Origin of the sequence: Agromyces protaetiae, from assembly GCF_030866785.1 — a bacterium.
Lineage (GTDB): Bacteria > Actinomycetota > Actinomycetes > Actinomycetales > Microbacteriaceae > Agromyces > Agromyces silvae.
The window spans coordinates 234172-247501 of sequence record NZ_CP133018.1 but is presented as its reverse complement, the minus strand read 5'-3'; the positions used below and the strand labels follow the sequence as shown (position 1 = coordinate 247501).

Here is a 13330-nt window from a genome sequence, read left to right as displayed (position 1 = left end):
CTGCCTCAGTTCGCGCCGCGCGCTGCGGCGTACTCGGCCTCCCACTTGGCTTCGTTCATCTTCGCGAAGCGGAAACCCCAGCCTTTGCCGATCGGGTCGGCGAGCGTCTTGCGCAGGTAGTCGATCGCCTTGTCGAGGTCCTTCTCGACGTAGTAGTAGTACTTGGCGACCGTGAACAGCCCGTTGGAGGCGCCGCCCTCGTTCTCTGCGCTGATCGTCTTCACGTACTCCTCGACCGGCATCCGGCCGTTCAGGAGCAGGCACGCGTCACGGTATCCCTCGTCGTCACCGATGACCGGCACGACCAGGGTGTCCTCCGTGATGTCGGCGATCGCCGCCGCGGCTTCCTCCGGGCGCCCGAGGTGCATGTACGTCGTCCACAGCCAGTCGGCCTCGCAGCTGATCAGGTCCTGGTTGTGGCGTGCCGAGACCTCTTGCGCCTTCACGAAGTTCGGCAGTGCCTCTTCGAGCCGGCCCTCCATCCAGTACCCGACGCCGAGATAGTGCCACTTCCAGTTGTCCTCGGCATCCAGGCGGACGGCGAGCTCCAGGTCGGCGAGCCCCTCCGAATGCCGGCCCGTGTTCAGGTACTTCCGGCCACGGTTGTACAGCTGGTGCGAGTCGAACGGCTGAATCGCGAGCGCGCGCGAGAAGTAGTCGATCGAGACGTTCGCATCGTGGTTGAAGTTGAGGATGGCCTTGGCCGTGAGCAGGGAGTAGTCGTACGGGTTCTCTGCGAGCCCCGCATCGACCTTCGCCTCCTCGTCCTTCTCCATCCAGATGTAGCCCTTGGCAGGCCCGCTGCCGTACGCGATCTCCAGGATCTGCTTCCAACTCTCTTCCCGAATCACAGTGATCCGCCTTTCTTCTCTCGAGGTTCAGGGTGGTTCGCGGCATCCCCGCGCTGCAGCTGCCGCTCGCGCTCGACCAGATCGAGCGCGGCCATCTTGGCGCCCCAGCCCGCGCCTCCGGGCGCGGTCGCGAGCACCTCACGCAGCACCGCCACGGATCCCGCGGTGTCGCCGCGCAGGTAGTGCAGGTGATTGGCGTAGCCGTACAACTGGTTGGCCGCCTCGACGGCGTCCTCGCGATCGATGCCGTCGAGGAACTCCGCCTCGGTGAGCGCGCCGCGGTAGAGCAGGATCCGGCGCTTGTAGGTGGCCTCGCTCGGGAGCACGGGCGTGCGCTCGTCCACGCGCGAGATGCTCGCGGCGGCCTCGTCGGCGTCGCCGCGCTTCATGTGGCAGTTCCAGACCCATTCCAGTTCGAACGGCAGCAGGGGCTCGCCGGCACGCTCGGCGGCGGCGACCGCCGCCTCGAAGGCGGCGACCGCGTCCTCGTAACGCTCCAGGAAGTACAGGCTCACGCCGAGGAAATGCCACTTCCACGGCTCGTCGGGATCGAGCACGGTCGCCGCGCGGAGATCGGCCGCGGCCATCGCCGTGGACGCGAGACCGAGCAGCTTTCGCCCGCGGTTGTAGAGCGCGTGCGAGGCGAGCGGCCGCACGCGGAGCGCCTGGCTGTAGCACTCGACCGCCTCACTCGCATCCGTCATGAGCGCTGCTCGCGCACACCACAGGAAATAGTCGTCGGGGTTCACGCGCAACCCCTCGTCGATCAGCGCGAGCTCCGCCTCGTCGAACGCGAGCCGGCCCTTCGTCGGCAGGCCGAGGTACATCACCTCCAGCTGCTCGTCCGAGATCGACGTGGGGCCGTCGAACGGCCGCGCCGCGATCATCAGTAGAGCACTCCCTCGATGATGGTGTGCTCGCACTTGCTCATGCTGTTGAACGGGTTGCCCGAGAACACCGCGAGGTCGGCGTCCTTCCCGACCTCGATCGACCCGGTCCGGTGGTCGATGCCCAGGACCGTCGCCGGGTTGATGGTCACCGCGCGCAGCGCGGTCTCGAAGGAGAGGCCGTGCGCGATCGCGATGCCGACGAACGCCGGCAGGAACCGCGTCCCGCTGCGCGCGTCCTGGGTGAGGCAGAACGTGATGCCCGCGGCTTCGAGCAGTGCGGGCTGGTCGATGCGGCGCTCCCACACCTCCTGCTTGTCGAGCTCCATGTTCATCGGGCCGACGATGCAGGTGACGTCCTTCTCCTTCAGGTAGTCGCTGATCTTCCACGCCTCGGTCGCGTGGTCGATGATGTAGCGCAGGCCGAACTCCTCGGCGACCCGGGTCGCGGTGACGATGTCGTCGGCGCGGTGCGAGTGGATGCGGCAGGTGCGCTCGCCACGGACGACGGGAACGAGCGCCTCAAGGTGCAGGTCCCGGGCCGGCCGAGCGCCGTCGCCGCGCTCGGCGGCGGCGAGCGCGTCCGAGTACTCGACGGCCTTGGCCAGGAACTCGCGCACCATCAGTGCGTTGCCGAGCCGGGTGAGCGGCGCGTGCTTCTGCTGCTGGCCGTGGATGCGCTTCGGGTTCTCGCCGAAGGCGAACTTGATCTGGACCGGCGCATCCTCGACGAGCAGGTCGAGGACGGTCGCGGCCTCCTTCAGCTTGAACACCGCGGTCTGTCCCGAGATCAGGTTGCCCGACCCGGGAAGCACGGCGACCGTTGTGAATCCGGCCGCCCGAACGAGCGGGACCGACCAGTCATGCGGGTTGACCGCGTCCATCGCCCGCACACCCGGCGTGATCGGGCTCGTGATCTCGGTGATGTCGCTGACGCTCCCACCCCAGGCCGGCTCACCCTTGACCGTCATGTGCGAGTGCGCGTCGATCAGGCCCGGCGTCACCCACTTTCCGGTCGCATCGACCACCTGGGCACCGTCGGGGACGACGACGTCGGAGCCGACGGCCGTGATCTTCCCGTCCTCGACGAGAACGGTGCCGTTCTCGATGACACCGTTCGTCACGGTCAGCACCTTGGCGTTGGTCAGGGCGAGCATTGCTTCTCCTTCATTGTGTTTCGTCGACACGATCGTGTCGTGACGTTCGTCAGTGGCTTCCGGGTGTTCCGGGCGCCACAGCCTTGTAGAGGGGGGTCTTCGAACGGCGCAGGGAGCGCTTCCGAGTCGCACTCGTCGCCTTCATCCGCGGATCCAGCGCATCGCGGAGCCCGTCACCGATGAAGTTGAGGGCCAGGACGGTGATCATGATCATCAGGCCGGGGAAGATCGTGAGGTGCGGGTAGGTGCGCAGGTACTCGCGCCCACCGCTCAGCATCGACCCCCACTCCGGCGTCGGCGGTGCGACGCCGAGCCCGATGAAGCTGAGGGAGGCACACGCGAGGATCGTCGCCGCCATCCCCATCGCGACGCGGATGATGATCGGTGCGGTGCAGTTCGGCAGGACGTGCCGGAGGATGATCGTGCCGTCCTTCTCCCCCAGCGATCGCGCCACCTCGATGAACTCCTGCTCTCGGATCCGCATCACCTCCGCGCGCACGGTGCGGCAATAGATGGGGATCTGTGCGAGCCCGATCGCGAGCAGCATGTTGACGAGCCCGCCGCCGAGCGCGCTGACGATGGCGATGGCCAGCAGCAGCGTCGGCAGCGCCAGCAGGACGTCCATGCCGCGGAGGATCACGTTGTCGAGGCGGCCACCGTAGTAGCCGGCGATCGCGCCCAGCGCGCCGCCGATGAGGAGCGCCCCGACCACCGCGAGGACGCCCGAGAGCAGCGACGTGCGCACCCCGTAGAGAATCCGGGTGAACATGTCGCGCCCGAAGCTGTCGGTGCCCATCCAGTGCGCCCAGGACGGCGGCTGCAGCGCGTCGCCGAGCGATTGCTGCAGCGGGTCGTACGGCGTGAGCCAGGGCGCGAAGACCCCCGCGAGCATGATCACCACCAGGATGACCAGTCCCCACGCGCCGCGGCGATTCTTGCGGAGCGTCGTCCACAGGCGCTCGACCCGCCCGCGGAACCGGAGCGAATCGATCGTGCGGAGCGTCTCGTCCGACGTCGTCGTCGCGATCGGCGTGGCGATGGCGTTCATGCGGTCCTCCGGGTGAGGTCGAACTGGGTACGGACGCGTGGATCGATGTACGCGTACGCGAGATCGACCAGCAGGTTCACGACCCCGAACAGCAGCGCGATCACGAGCACCACCCCCTGCACGACCGGGAAGTCACGCGACGAGATCGAATCGACGAGCAGCTTGCCGATGCCCGGGATGTTGAAGATCGTCTCGGTGAGCAGCGCGCCGCCGAGCATCGCTCCGAACTGCAGCCCGATCGTCGTGGCGATCGGCATGAGCGCGGTGCGCAGGCCGTGCCGGAAGAGCACGACCGACTCGCGCTGCCCCTTCGAGCGCGCCGTGTTGATGTAGCCGAGGCTCAACACCTCGAGCATCGCGCTGCGCGTCATCCTGGCGATCACGGCCGCGGAGTCGGTGGCGATCGTGATCACCGGCAGGATCAGGTACTCCCAGCCGTTGAAGCCCGCGGCCGGCAGCCAGCCGAGATACAGCGAGAACAGCAGCATGAGCAGCAGGCCCATCCAGAAGTTCGGCATCGAGACGCCGAACAGCGAGAACGTCATCACGATGTCGTCGAGCTTCGAGTTCGGGCGCATCGCGGCGACCATGCCGAGCCCGATGCCGACGACGGCCGCGACGAGCGTCGACCAGAAGGCCAGCGCGACCGTCGCCTCCATCCGGCTCCCGATCAGGTCGATCACGGGCATGCCGCTGACGTAGCTGTTCCCGAGATCGAAATGCAGGATGAGACCGACGAAGAACCCCCAGAGCTGCTCGAGATACGAACCGTCGATCCCGAGTTCCCGGCGGAGCGCCTGCCGTTCGGCCTCGGTCGCGTTCTCGTCGAGGAGCGTGGCGGTCGGGTCGCCAGGCGTCACGTACATGAGCGTGAAGACGATCACCGCGACGCCGAACAGCACGGGGATCAACATCGCAAGCCGGTACGCGATGTACTTCAGCATCGGTCAGCCCTCCAGGGTCTCGCGCGTGCCCGTCCTGCTCCCGGGCGGATGTCCGGGAGCAGGACGGATGAGCACTACTTCGTCGCGGTGACGGTGTGGTATCGCGTCGAGTTGGTCGGGTCGAGCACGAACCCTGAGAGGTCCGAACGCGCGGCCATCACGAGCTTCTCGTGGGTCAGCGGATAGGCGTACGAGTGGTCGGCGACGAGCGCCTCGGCCTGCTGGTAGATCGCGTCGCGGTCGTCCCGGTCGAACGTCGAGCGCCCCTCCAGCAGCAGTGCGTCCAGTTCGGCGTCGTTCACCTGGCCGTGGTTCGGCGCGGGCAGGTTGCCACTGAAGAAGTGGCTGTGCATGAGCGGGTCGGGGTCGCCGCCGGGAGACGACACCCCGTTGAAGCCGAACTGCACGGTGCCGTTGGCGAGCGCGTCCACCCACGCCGACGCCTCGAGCTGCTCCAGGGTCACGGTGATGCCGATCTCGGCGAGGTTCGCCTGGATGATCTCGGCCATGCGGACGAGCTCGTTCTGCGCCCAGAAGGTCAGCTTGAGCTCGAGCTCGCCCTCGCCGTACCCGGCATCCGCGAGGCTCGCCCGAGCCTCGTCGAGATCGAGCTCGTAGGACTCGATGTCCTCGTTGTGTCCGAGCACGTTCGGCCCGAGGTATCCGCGCGCGACCTCGGCGGCGTCGCCGTACGCGGCCTCGACGAGCGCATCGCGGTCGATCGCGTAGGACACCGCCTTCCGGAGGTCCTCGTTCGCGAACGGCATGCCCTCGCCCTGGTTGTAGAAGATCGAGCGGACGGCCGCCGGCGTCGCCTCGTACACCGTGACGTCGTCGTTGCCGCTCAGCGTTCCCATCGCGGAGTTGTTGACCGAGTAGACGACGTCGGCCTCACCGGTCTCGAGCATGACGGTCCGGGTGTTGGCGTCGGGCACGAACTTGTACTCGAGCCGCTCGATGTTGGCGGGCTCGCCCCAGTAGTCGTCGAAGGCCTCGAGGACGATCTCGACACCGGGGGTCCACTCGACGAACTGGTACGGGCCGGTGCCGGCGCCCGTGACATCCGTCCCGAAGTCGTCACCGAGCTCGGTGACCGCCTTCTCGCTCACGATGGCGGCCTGCGGGCCGGCCAGGTTGGCGAGGAAGGACGCCACGGGCGTCTTGGTACGGATGATCAGCGTCTGGTCATCGATGATCTCGAAGCCGTTGGGATCGATGTCTCCGAGACGCGCGGCGGTCTGGGGGTTGTCGGTGGTCCGCATGAGCGAGAACACCACATCGCTGGCCTTGAGCTCCTCACCGTTGTGGAAGGTGATGCCCTCCTTGAGGACCACCTCGTAGCTGAGGTCGTCGATGCGTTCGACCGACTCGGCGAGCAGCGGCTCGACGTTGTACTCGTCATCGAGGTAGACGAGCGGCTCGGCATACTGGATGACCAACTGCCCGGAGGCGAGGTTCGACTGGTTCGCCGGGTCGGCGGAGGAGATCTCCATGGTCTGGGCGACGACGAGCTTCTCGCGCTCTTCGCCGCCGGCGTCGCCGCCGCCGCCGGAGGCGCATCCTGCCAACATGAGCGACCCGATCACGACGGCCGAGGCCGCCCCGATCAGTCGATTGCGCACGGTGTTCATGGCTTCCATTCCCTACCTTCACTCTTGGCCGGACATCTCGGGGGAGGTGCCGGGTGGTGCGAACAGATCACGTGCCGCAGGTGGCGGCGGTCGCCGTCATCGAGTGGCGAACTCCCCCACCTCAGCACAGCGGTGTTTCATATGTGTTGCAGGCGTTTCAATTTATGCATTCGATGATTGCTCAGCCGAGCGCGCCACGAGGTTGGCGAGCTCGGCCCCGCCGACGAACGCCCGCACCTGGGAACGCAGCAGGTCGTGCAGGCGCGGGACGCCGGCCGCCGATGACCCGGCGATGTGCGGCGTGATGATCACGCCGGGCGCCGTCCACAACGCGTGCCCCTCCGGCAGGGGCTCCGGATCGGTGACATCGACCGCGGCCTCGATGCGGCCGGACTGCAGCTCGGCCACCAGCGCATCGGTGTCGACCACGGCGCCGCGGGACACGTTCACGAGGAGTGCACCGTCGGGCATCGCCGCGAGGAAGTCCGCGTCGACCAGCCCCGTCGTCTCGTCGGTCAGCGGCACGATGACGATCACGATGTCGTGCTCCGGGAGCAGCCTCGGCAGCTCGGTCATCGCCTCGATCGGCCCCAGACCATCGGTGCGCGCGGAGCGCGCGACCCTCGTGATGCCGACCTCGAACGGCTCCAGCCGGCGCGCGATAGCGGTGCCGATGCTGCCGACGCCGATGATCAGCACCCGGCTGTCCGCGAGTGACGGCTGGCGGCGCGGCCGCCAGCTCTGCCGCTGCTGATCCAGGAAGAACTGGTCGAGTTGCCGCCGCTTGGCCAGGGTCAGCGCGACCGCGAGCTCGGAGGTGCTCGTCGCGTGGATGCCTGCCCCGTTCGCGAGCGCGACGCCGTCGGGCACGTAGGGCTCGACCGCGTCGACGCCGGCCGTCATGGCCTGGACGGCGCGGAGCCGCGGCAGCGCTTCGAGGTGCCTCCGGCTCACGCCGTCCGGATTCGGATACGGCCAGATCACCATCTCGACCCGATCCGCGTCATCGCCCAGCGCGGACGCGGGGTCGGTGTCGGGTGTCCACTGACGCAACTCGACGCCCTCGCAGTCGCGGAGCGCGTCGAAGATGTCAGCCCTGGGAACGGCGACGACGGGCAGGGTCCCGGTCGTTTCATCATTGCTTCGTTGCGTCATGATGTGCAAGGGTATTGCGCATCATGAATTTTCCGCAAGGACGAATCGCAGATCCAACCCGGGTCAGGCGAACGGCTGTGGTGACGGGTGCGAGCCGCGGCATCGGCGCTGCGGTGTGCCGAGCACTGCTCCAGGGCGGGCTCGACGTCATCGGGGTCTCCCGGACGCATCCCCCGTCGACGGTCTCCGAGCTCACCGCCGCCGCAGACGCCAACGCAGCGACATACACACCGCTCGAGAGCGACCTCTCGTCGCGCGAGCAGATCTCGGACGTCCTGCTGCCGACCATCCGCGCCCTCGCCGCCGTGGACGTGCTCGTCCACGCCGCGGGCGTCAACCGCCGGGCCAGCGTCCGTTCGTTCGAGCTCGAGGACTGGGACGCGGTCATCTCGGTCAATCTGGACGCCGGCTTCCTGCTCGCCCGCGCCTTCGGCCATGACATGGCCGAGCGTGGGCGCGGGCACATCGTCTTCCTCGCGTCGATGCTGAGCTTCCAGGGCGGGCTGATGGCCCCCGCGTACGCCGCGAGCAAGGGCGCCGTCGCGCAGCTCACCAAATCCTTCGCCAACGAGCTGGCTTCGCTCGGTGTCAATGTGAACGCCGTAGCCCCCGGCTACATCGACACCGAGATGAACGCCGCGCTCGTCGCCGACGAGGCGCGCCACCGGCAGATCACCGAGCGCATCCCCGCCGGCCGCTGGGGCACCCCCGACGAGATCGCCGAGGTGTGCGTCTTTCTCACCTCGCCCGCCGCGCGCTACGTCCACGGCGCCGTCATCCCCGTCGACGGCGGGTGGCTCGCCCGATGAGCACGATCGCCGTGCTCGACACGACATATGCGGACACCGCCATCGAACGTGAGGCCGCGGCCTCCTGGAGCGTGGCGGTCGACGATCGACGGGTCGAAGGTCACGTCACCGCGCACGACGGCGTGCTCGTCCAGTACGCGACCATCGATGGCGAGTTCTTCGAGCGTCACCCCTCGGTCCGCGTCGTCGGCCGGTACGGAGTCGGCGTCGACACCATCGACCTCGACGCGGCGAGCGCGCGCGGGATCGCCGTGTACAACGTCCCCGACTACTGCGTGCGTGAGGTCGCGACCCACGCCACGACGCTGGCGCTCGCCAGCATCCGGCGCATCCGCGGCGCGGACGCCCTCGTCCGCAGCGGGCGCTGGCACGACTGGGCCACCTTGCGCCCGATCCCGGACCTCTCCGAACTGACACTCGGACTCCTCGGCGTCGGACACATCGGGCGCGAGACCGGACGGCTGCTCGGCCCGTTCGTCCGCCGGGTGATCGCGCACGACCCGGCCGGCGTGAGCGGCGAAGGACTCACCGCGGTCTCGTTCGACCGGCTGCTCGCCGAATCCGACATCCTGTCGCTGCACTGCCCGCTGCTGCCGGCGACGCAGCACATCATCAATGCCGAGACCCTGTCCCGCATGCGCCCGGGCGCGCACCTGATCAACGTCTCCAGGGGCGGTCTGGTCGATGCTGCGGCGCTCGCGTCCGCGTTGGCGTCCGGGTCGCTCGGCGGCGCCGCCCTCGACGTCGTCGACGATGAACCGCCGTCGCCGGACTCGCCGCTGTTCTCCGCCCCGAACCTGGTGATCACCAATCACATCGCGTGGCTGTCCGAGAGCTCCGAGCCGCGCCTGCGTCGTCTCCTGGCCGAACGGTGCGCCGCCTACCTGGCGGGCTCGCCGCTCACCGCCCCACTCAATGCGGCCGAGCTGGTCGCACCGGAAAGGACACGCCCATGACCTTCACCTCCTGGCCCGAGCCCTCGGCGCGCATCCCGCTCGAGCACATCGGCCCGACCGTCCCGCCCGAGCAGCTGATCAGCGGCGATCCCATCGCCAGCCGGCTCCGCATCCACGCCGAGGGCGCCGTCTCGTCGGGGCTGTGGGAGGTGACACCGGGCGAGTTCGTGTCGATCAAGGACAACATGACCGAGGTCATGCATTTCATCTCCGGCGCCGGCACGATCGAGCACCCGGACGGCACCATCACCACGATCGAACCCGGCGCCGTGCTGGTCGTCGGCCCGGGCTGGCGGGGCATCTGGCGCGTGTCGGAGACCACCCGCAAATTTTTCGTCGCATACCAGACCGCGGCCTGACGCCACCGGGCAGCGCCACCCTACGAGAGGACCGAGACGAGCATGCACCACACCCAGGAGCGCTACGCGACCCACCCCGCGGAGTACCTCACGATGGACTCCACCGCGCTACGGGAGCGGTTCGTCTGCCCCGACCTCTTCCGCGAAGGGGCGACGAGTCTCGTCTACTCGCACGAGGACCGGATGGCGGTCGGCGGCGCGTTCCCCGTGCCGGGCGTTCCGCTCGAGCTCGTCGCGCCGGATCAGTTCCGCACCGCGAACTTCTGCGATCGGCGCGAGCTCACGGTCATGAACATCGGCACGCCGGGCACCGTCGTCGTGGACGGCGAAGCGTACGAGCTGGGCCATCGCGACTGCCTGTACATCGGGCGTGGGCACGCGCAGATCGAGTTCCGCACGGCGACGGAGGCGACGAAGTTCTTCCTGGCCTCGGCGACGTCGCACCGGGATCGGCCGGTGGAGCTCATCACCGCCGACGCGGCCGCCTCGGCCGCCGCAGGCGCCGTCGACACGGCCAACGAACGGACCATCGCGAAGTACGTCCACGCGGACGGCGCGCAGAGCGATCAGCTCGTGCTGGGGATCACCTCTCTCGAGCGCGGGAGCGTCTGGAACTCGATGCCTCCGCACCTGCACGGCCGCCGCACCGAGATGTACCTCTACTTCGGGCTTCCCGAGGACGACCGCGTCTTCCATTTCATGGGAGAGCCGGGCCAGCCCCGTACGATCTCGGTGCGAAACGAGGAACTCGTGATCGCGCCGGCCTGGTCGATGCACTTCGGTGCCGGAACGTCCAACTACGCCTTCATCTGGGTGATGGCGGGCGAGAACCAGGCGTTCGAGGACATGGACCAGGTCTCGGTCGTCGAAATTTGACCGATTCGACTTCGAAGATGCCTGGCATGATGTTCGAACACACACCTTTGGAGGCTCCCCGGTGAGAGGCGCCGTCGCCAGTTCCGCCGAATCCGGCGAGGCGATCGTCGGCACGCAAAGCCTCGATCGCGGGCTCGCGCTCCTGCTGTACGTCGCGAGCAGCCCCCCACCGGGCCTGACCCTCGCCGCGTGCACGGCAGAGCTCGGGTTGAGCAAGGCCACCACGCTCCGCATGCTGCAGACGCTCGTGCGACGCGGCTTCCTCGATCTGGACTCCGAGACCGGGCTGTACACGCTCGGCCCGACCACGATCCATCTCGGCGCTGAGTACCTTCGCCGCATCGACGTGCGGTCGCGCGCGCTCCCCCATATGCGAGCGCTCGTCACCGCGACCCGTGAGACCGCGCATCTCGGGGTGCTCCGCGGGACCAACGTCGTGTACGTCGAGCTGGTCGAGAACGACGTCCCGGTCCGCATCTTCAGCCAGATCGGCGACGCGGTCCCGGCGTACGCGACCGCGACCGGCAAGGCGATCCTGGCGTGGCTGCCGCATCAGCAGATCCTGAAGCATCTGCCGAAGACGCTGAGCGCGCGCACCCCGAACACGATCACGAGCGTGGAACGTCTGCTCGACGACCTGCGCGCCACGCGCGAACGCGGCTATGCGATCGACGAGACGGAGAACCGCGAGAACGTCCGAGGCTTCGCGGCGCCGATCTTCGATCACAACACCGAGGTGATCGCCGCCGTCGCGGTCGCGGCGCCGAGCGATCGGATCACACCGGAACTCGAGGCGACGATGGCCGACGAGGTGCTGCGCGCGGCCCGGATCATCAGCGTGGAGATGGGCGCGGTCCTGCAGTAGCTACGCTTGACGGGTGCGGAACGAGCGGGGAGCCAGGGTCGCGCGCGGGAGCGCGATCGCGGTGTTCGCGACGCTCACCGCATCGCTCGCGCACACGCTCGGCGGCGGGACCCCGCCCGGCGTCCTCGCGATCGCCCTCGCCCTCGCGTTCTCGGTGCCGTTCGCCATCGCGACGGTCGGGCGCCGCGCCGGCGCCGCGCGCGGCGGGATCGCGGCGCTGGGCGCCCAGCTCGCGCTGCACGCGCTCTACTCGCTGGGCTCGGCGGGTGCGACGCCCCTGGCGGATGCCGCGGGCCGGGCGCTGTCCGCCCACGCGCATGCCCACGCGCACGCCGGTGAAGCCGGCCTACCGAACTCCGGCCACCACACCGATGCCCTCGCGCTGCCGGGCGCCGACATGGCGGTGGGCGCCGTCGTGCACGGCGCCCACCCCGGCGTCTGGATGCTCGTCACGCACACGACTGCGGCGGTGCTCACGATCGCGTTCATCGCGGGCGCCGATCGCGTGCTCGCCGCCGTCTCAGCCTCGGCCCGAGGCATCCGCATCGCCCTCGTGCTCTCGCGCGCGCCGTTGGGCGCATCGCGCACGCCGAGCCGCTCCGCCCCCATCGTCACGCGGGCGATCGGTGCGGCGCGCGACCTGCATCTGCTCGCGGCACCGCGCCGCGGTCCGCCCGTGACGCTCGCGGCCGCCTGAGCGGTCACGCCGACCACTATTTCTTTCGGGTCCACCGCCGGCCGACGCTGCATGCGCGGCACGCGGAGCCCGCGCACGTACGAGAGCAGACACCATGACCACGCGTCCCCGCACCACCCGAACCACCCGCACCGCCCTGGCCTCGACCGCCGCCTTCGGCGGCGCCGTCCTCCTCGCGATCTCCGCCCCGCTGTCGGCCTCAGCGCACGTGGGCCTCGCCGCCTCGAGCACGGCCGAAGGCTCGTACACCGTGCTGAGCTTCAGCGTTCCGCACGGCTGCGGCGAGAGCCCGACCACCAAGCTCACCTTCACCATGCCGGAGGGCGTCAATCGCGTCACCCCGACCGTGAACGCCAACTGGACGATCGACAAGGTCGTCGAGGAGCTGCCCGAGCCGCTGCAGGACTCGCACGGCGCGAACCTCGTCGACCGCGACGCCCAGGTGATCTACACGGCGGTCACGCCGCTGCCGAGCGAGCTGCGCGACGTGATCGAGCTGTCGCTCCAGCTGCCGGCCGACACCGCGGGCGAGACGCTCGCGTTCCCGGTGCTGCAGGAGTGCGTCGAGGGCTCGACCGACTGGAACGAGCTGGCCGAGGAGGGTGAGGCGGAGCCCGCCAGCCCCGCACCCGCCATCGTCGTGACCGCGGCGACCGGCGACGGCCACGGACACGGCGCCGAGACCGCCGCCGAGGAGCACAGCGAGTCCGAGGTGGTCGACGCCGCACCCGCCACGGTCGACGACCCGGTCGCGCGCTGGCTCGGCATCGGCGGCCTCATCGTCGGCGTCGCCGGCGTCGTGTTCGCCGCCGTCGCCTGGCGGCGCCCCGCCAAGCGCTGACCTGCGGCCGCACGCCCCGCGTGCGCCCGCCCGGCAAGCGCTGACCCCGCGACCGCACGCCCCGCGTGCGCCCGCCGACGATCGAGCGGATGCCTCGTCGCACACGTGTGCGGCGAGGCATCCGCCGTCCGTTGCGCGCTCGCACCGGGACCCCTGTCGCCGAGCGCACCGCCCGGTCCCATTTCCTTGCTCAGGAAGATCCCGGCGACACGCCGCGCGTGGCCGCCGCCGAGCCCGCGCGGCGTTCGCGGATT

General features: G+C 69.2%; 14 protein-coding genes. 7 read left to right on the top strand and 7 right to left on the bottom strand.

The features are described from left to right. Positions 1-5 precede the first annotated feature (5 nt). The 7 genes from QU602_RS01195 to QU602_RS01165 form a co-directional block, all read right to left on the bottom strand. A complete protein-coding gene (locus QU602_RS01195; protein ID WP_308798307.1) occupies positions 6-851 on the bottom strand; it encodes a tetratricopeptide repeat protein in 846 nt (281 codons plus the stop codon). Further along, positions 848-1738, bottom strand: a complete 891-nt coding sequence (locus QU602_RS01190) for a tetratricopeptide repeat protein (RefSeq protein ID WP_308798306.1) — start codon at positions 1736-1738, stop codon at positions 848-850. Before QU602_RS01190 ends, QU602_RS01195 begins: the two co-directional genes overlap by 4 nt. Beyond that, the gene (locus QU602_RS01185; protein WP_308798305.1) at positions 1738-2895 is read right to left on the bottom strand and encodes an amidohydrolase; all 1158 of its coding nucleotides are present in this window, start codon (positions 2893-2895) and stop codon (positions 1738-1740) included. Before QU602_RS01185 ends, QU602_RS01190 begins: the two co-directional genes overlap by 1 nt. Before the next feature lie 49 nt (positions 2896-2944). Continuing rightward, positions 2945-3943, bottom strand: a complete 999-nt coding sequence (locus tag QU602_RS01180; RefSeq protein ID WP_308798304.1) for an ABC transporter permease — start codon at positions 3941-3943, stop codon at positions 2945-2947. Continuing rightward, the gene (locus QU602_RS01175) at positions 3940-4887 is read right to left on the bottom strand and encodes an ABC transporter permease (RefSeq protein WP_308798303.1); all 948 of its coding nucleotides are present in this window, start codon (positions 4885-4887) and stop codon (positions 3940-3942) included. Before QU602_RS01175 ends, QU602_RS01180 begins: the two co-directional genes overlap by 4 nt. A gap of 74 nt (positions 4888-4961) precedes the next feature. Further along, on the bottom strand, positions 4962-6527 hold the full coding sequence (locus tag QU602_RS01170) for an ABC transporter substrate-binding protein (protein ID WP_308798302.1): 1566 nt from the start codon (positions 6525-6527) through the stop codon (positions 4962-4964). 153 nt (positions 6528-6680) lie between these two features. Continuing rightward, entirely contained in the window at positions 6681-7673 is a 993-nt protein-coding gene (locus QU602_RS01165) for a 2-hydroxyacid dehydrogenase (protein ID WP_308798301.1), read from the bottom strand. A 77-nt stretch (positions 7674-7750) separates the two neighbouring features. Here QU602_RS01165 and QU602_RS01160 point away from each other — a divergent pair, with 77 nt between their 5' ends. From QU602_RS01160 to QU602_RS01130, 7 genes are all read left to right on the top strand, one after another. Continuing rightward, complete coding sequence (locus QU602_RS01160) at positions 7751-8482, top strand: SDR family oxidoreductase (RefSeq protein WP_308798300.1); 732 nt, start codon at positions 7751-7753, stop codon at positions 8480-8482. Continuing rightward, entirely contained in the window at positions 8479-9438 is a 960-nt protein-coding gene (locus QU602_RS01155; protein ID WP_308798299.1) for a C-terminal binding protein, read from the top strand. The genes QU602_RS01160 and QU602_RS01155 overlap by 4 nt, the downstream gene beginning before the upstream one ends. Beyond that, complete coding sequence (locus QU602_RS01150) at positions 9435-9797, top strand: cupin domain-containing protein (protein ID WP_308798298.1); 363 nt, start codon at positions 9435-9437, stop codon at positions 9795-9797. The genes QU602_RS01155 and QU602_RS01150 overlap by 4 nt, the downstream gene beginning before the upstream one ends. 42 nt (positions 9798-9839) lie before the next feature. Further along, entirely contained in the window at positions 9840-10673 is an 834-nt protein-coding gene (gene kduI / locus QU602_RS01145; RefSeq protein ID WP_308798297.1) for a 5-dehydro-4-deoxy-D-glucuronate isomerase, read from the top strand. 61 nt (positions 10674-10734) lie between these two features. Then, positions 10735-11538 carry an IclR family transcriptional regulator gene (locus tag QU602_RS01140; protein WP_308798296.1) on the top strand — a complete coding sequence of 268 codons (804 nt, stop codon included), beginning with the start codon at positions 10735-10737 and terminating at the stop codon, positions 11536-11538. 13 nt (positions 11539-11551) lie between these two features. Beyond that, positions 11552-12235, top strand: coding sequence for a hypothetical protein (locus QU602_RS01135; protein WP_308798295.1), 684 nt, complete (start codon positions 11552-11554; stop codon positions 12233-12235). 94 nt (positions 12236-12329) lie between these two features. Beyond that, positions 12330-13076 (top strand): YcnI family copper-binding membrane protein, encoded by a 747-nt coding sequence (locus QU602_RS01130; RefSeq protein ID WP_308798294.1) that lies wholly within the window; start codon positions 12330-12332, stop codon positions 13074-13076. Positions 13077-13330: the final 254 nt, after the last annotated feature.

Bases quoted from the DNA above. Each gene is read 5' to 3' on its own strand.
- QU602_RS01155 (WP_308798299.1), top strand. From the start codon at position 8,479: ATGAGCACGATCGCCGTGCTCGACACGACATATGCGGACACCGCCATC.
- QU602_RS01170 (WP_308798302.1), bottom strand. From the start codon at position 6,527: ATGGAAGCCATGAACACCGTGCGCAATCGACTGATCGGGGCGGCCTCG.
- QU602_RS01130 (WP_308798294.1), top strand. From the start codon at position 12,330: ATGACCACGCGTCCCCGCACCACCCGAACCACCCGCACCGCCCTGGCC.
- QU602_RS01190 (WP_308798306.1), bottom strand. From the start codon at position 1,738: ATGATCGCGGCGCGGCCGTTCGACGGCCCCACGTCGATCTCGGACGAG.
- QU602_RS01175 (WP_308798303.1), bottom strand. From the start codon at position 4,887: ATGCTGAAGTACATCGCGTACCGGCTTGCGATGTTGATCCCCGTGCTG.
- QU602_RS01150 (WP_308798298.1), top strand. From the start codon at position 9,435: ATGACCTTCACCTCCTGGCCCGAGCCCTCGGCGCGCATCCCGCTCGAG.
- QU602_RS01165 (WP_308798301.1), bottom strand. From the start codon at position 7,673: ATGACGCAACGAAGCAATGATGAAACGACCGGGACCCTGCCCGTCGTC.
- kduI (WP_308798297.1), top strand. From the start codon at position 9,840: ATGCACCACACCCAGGAGCGCTACGCGACCCACCCCGCGGAGTACCTC.
- QU602_RS01185 (WP_308798305.1), bottom strand. From the start codon at position 2,895: ATGCTCGCCCTGACCAACGCCAAGGTGCTGACCGTGACGAACGGTGTC.
- QU602_RS01180 (WP_308798304.1), bottom strand. From the start codon at position 3,943: ATGAACGCCATCGCCACGCCGATCGCGACGACGACGTCGGACGAGACG.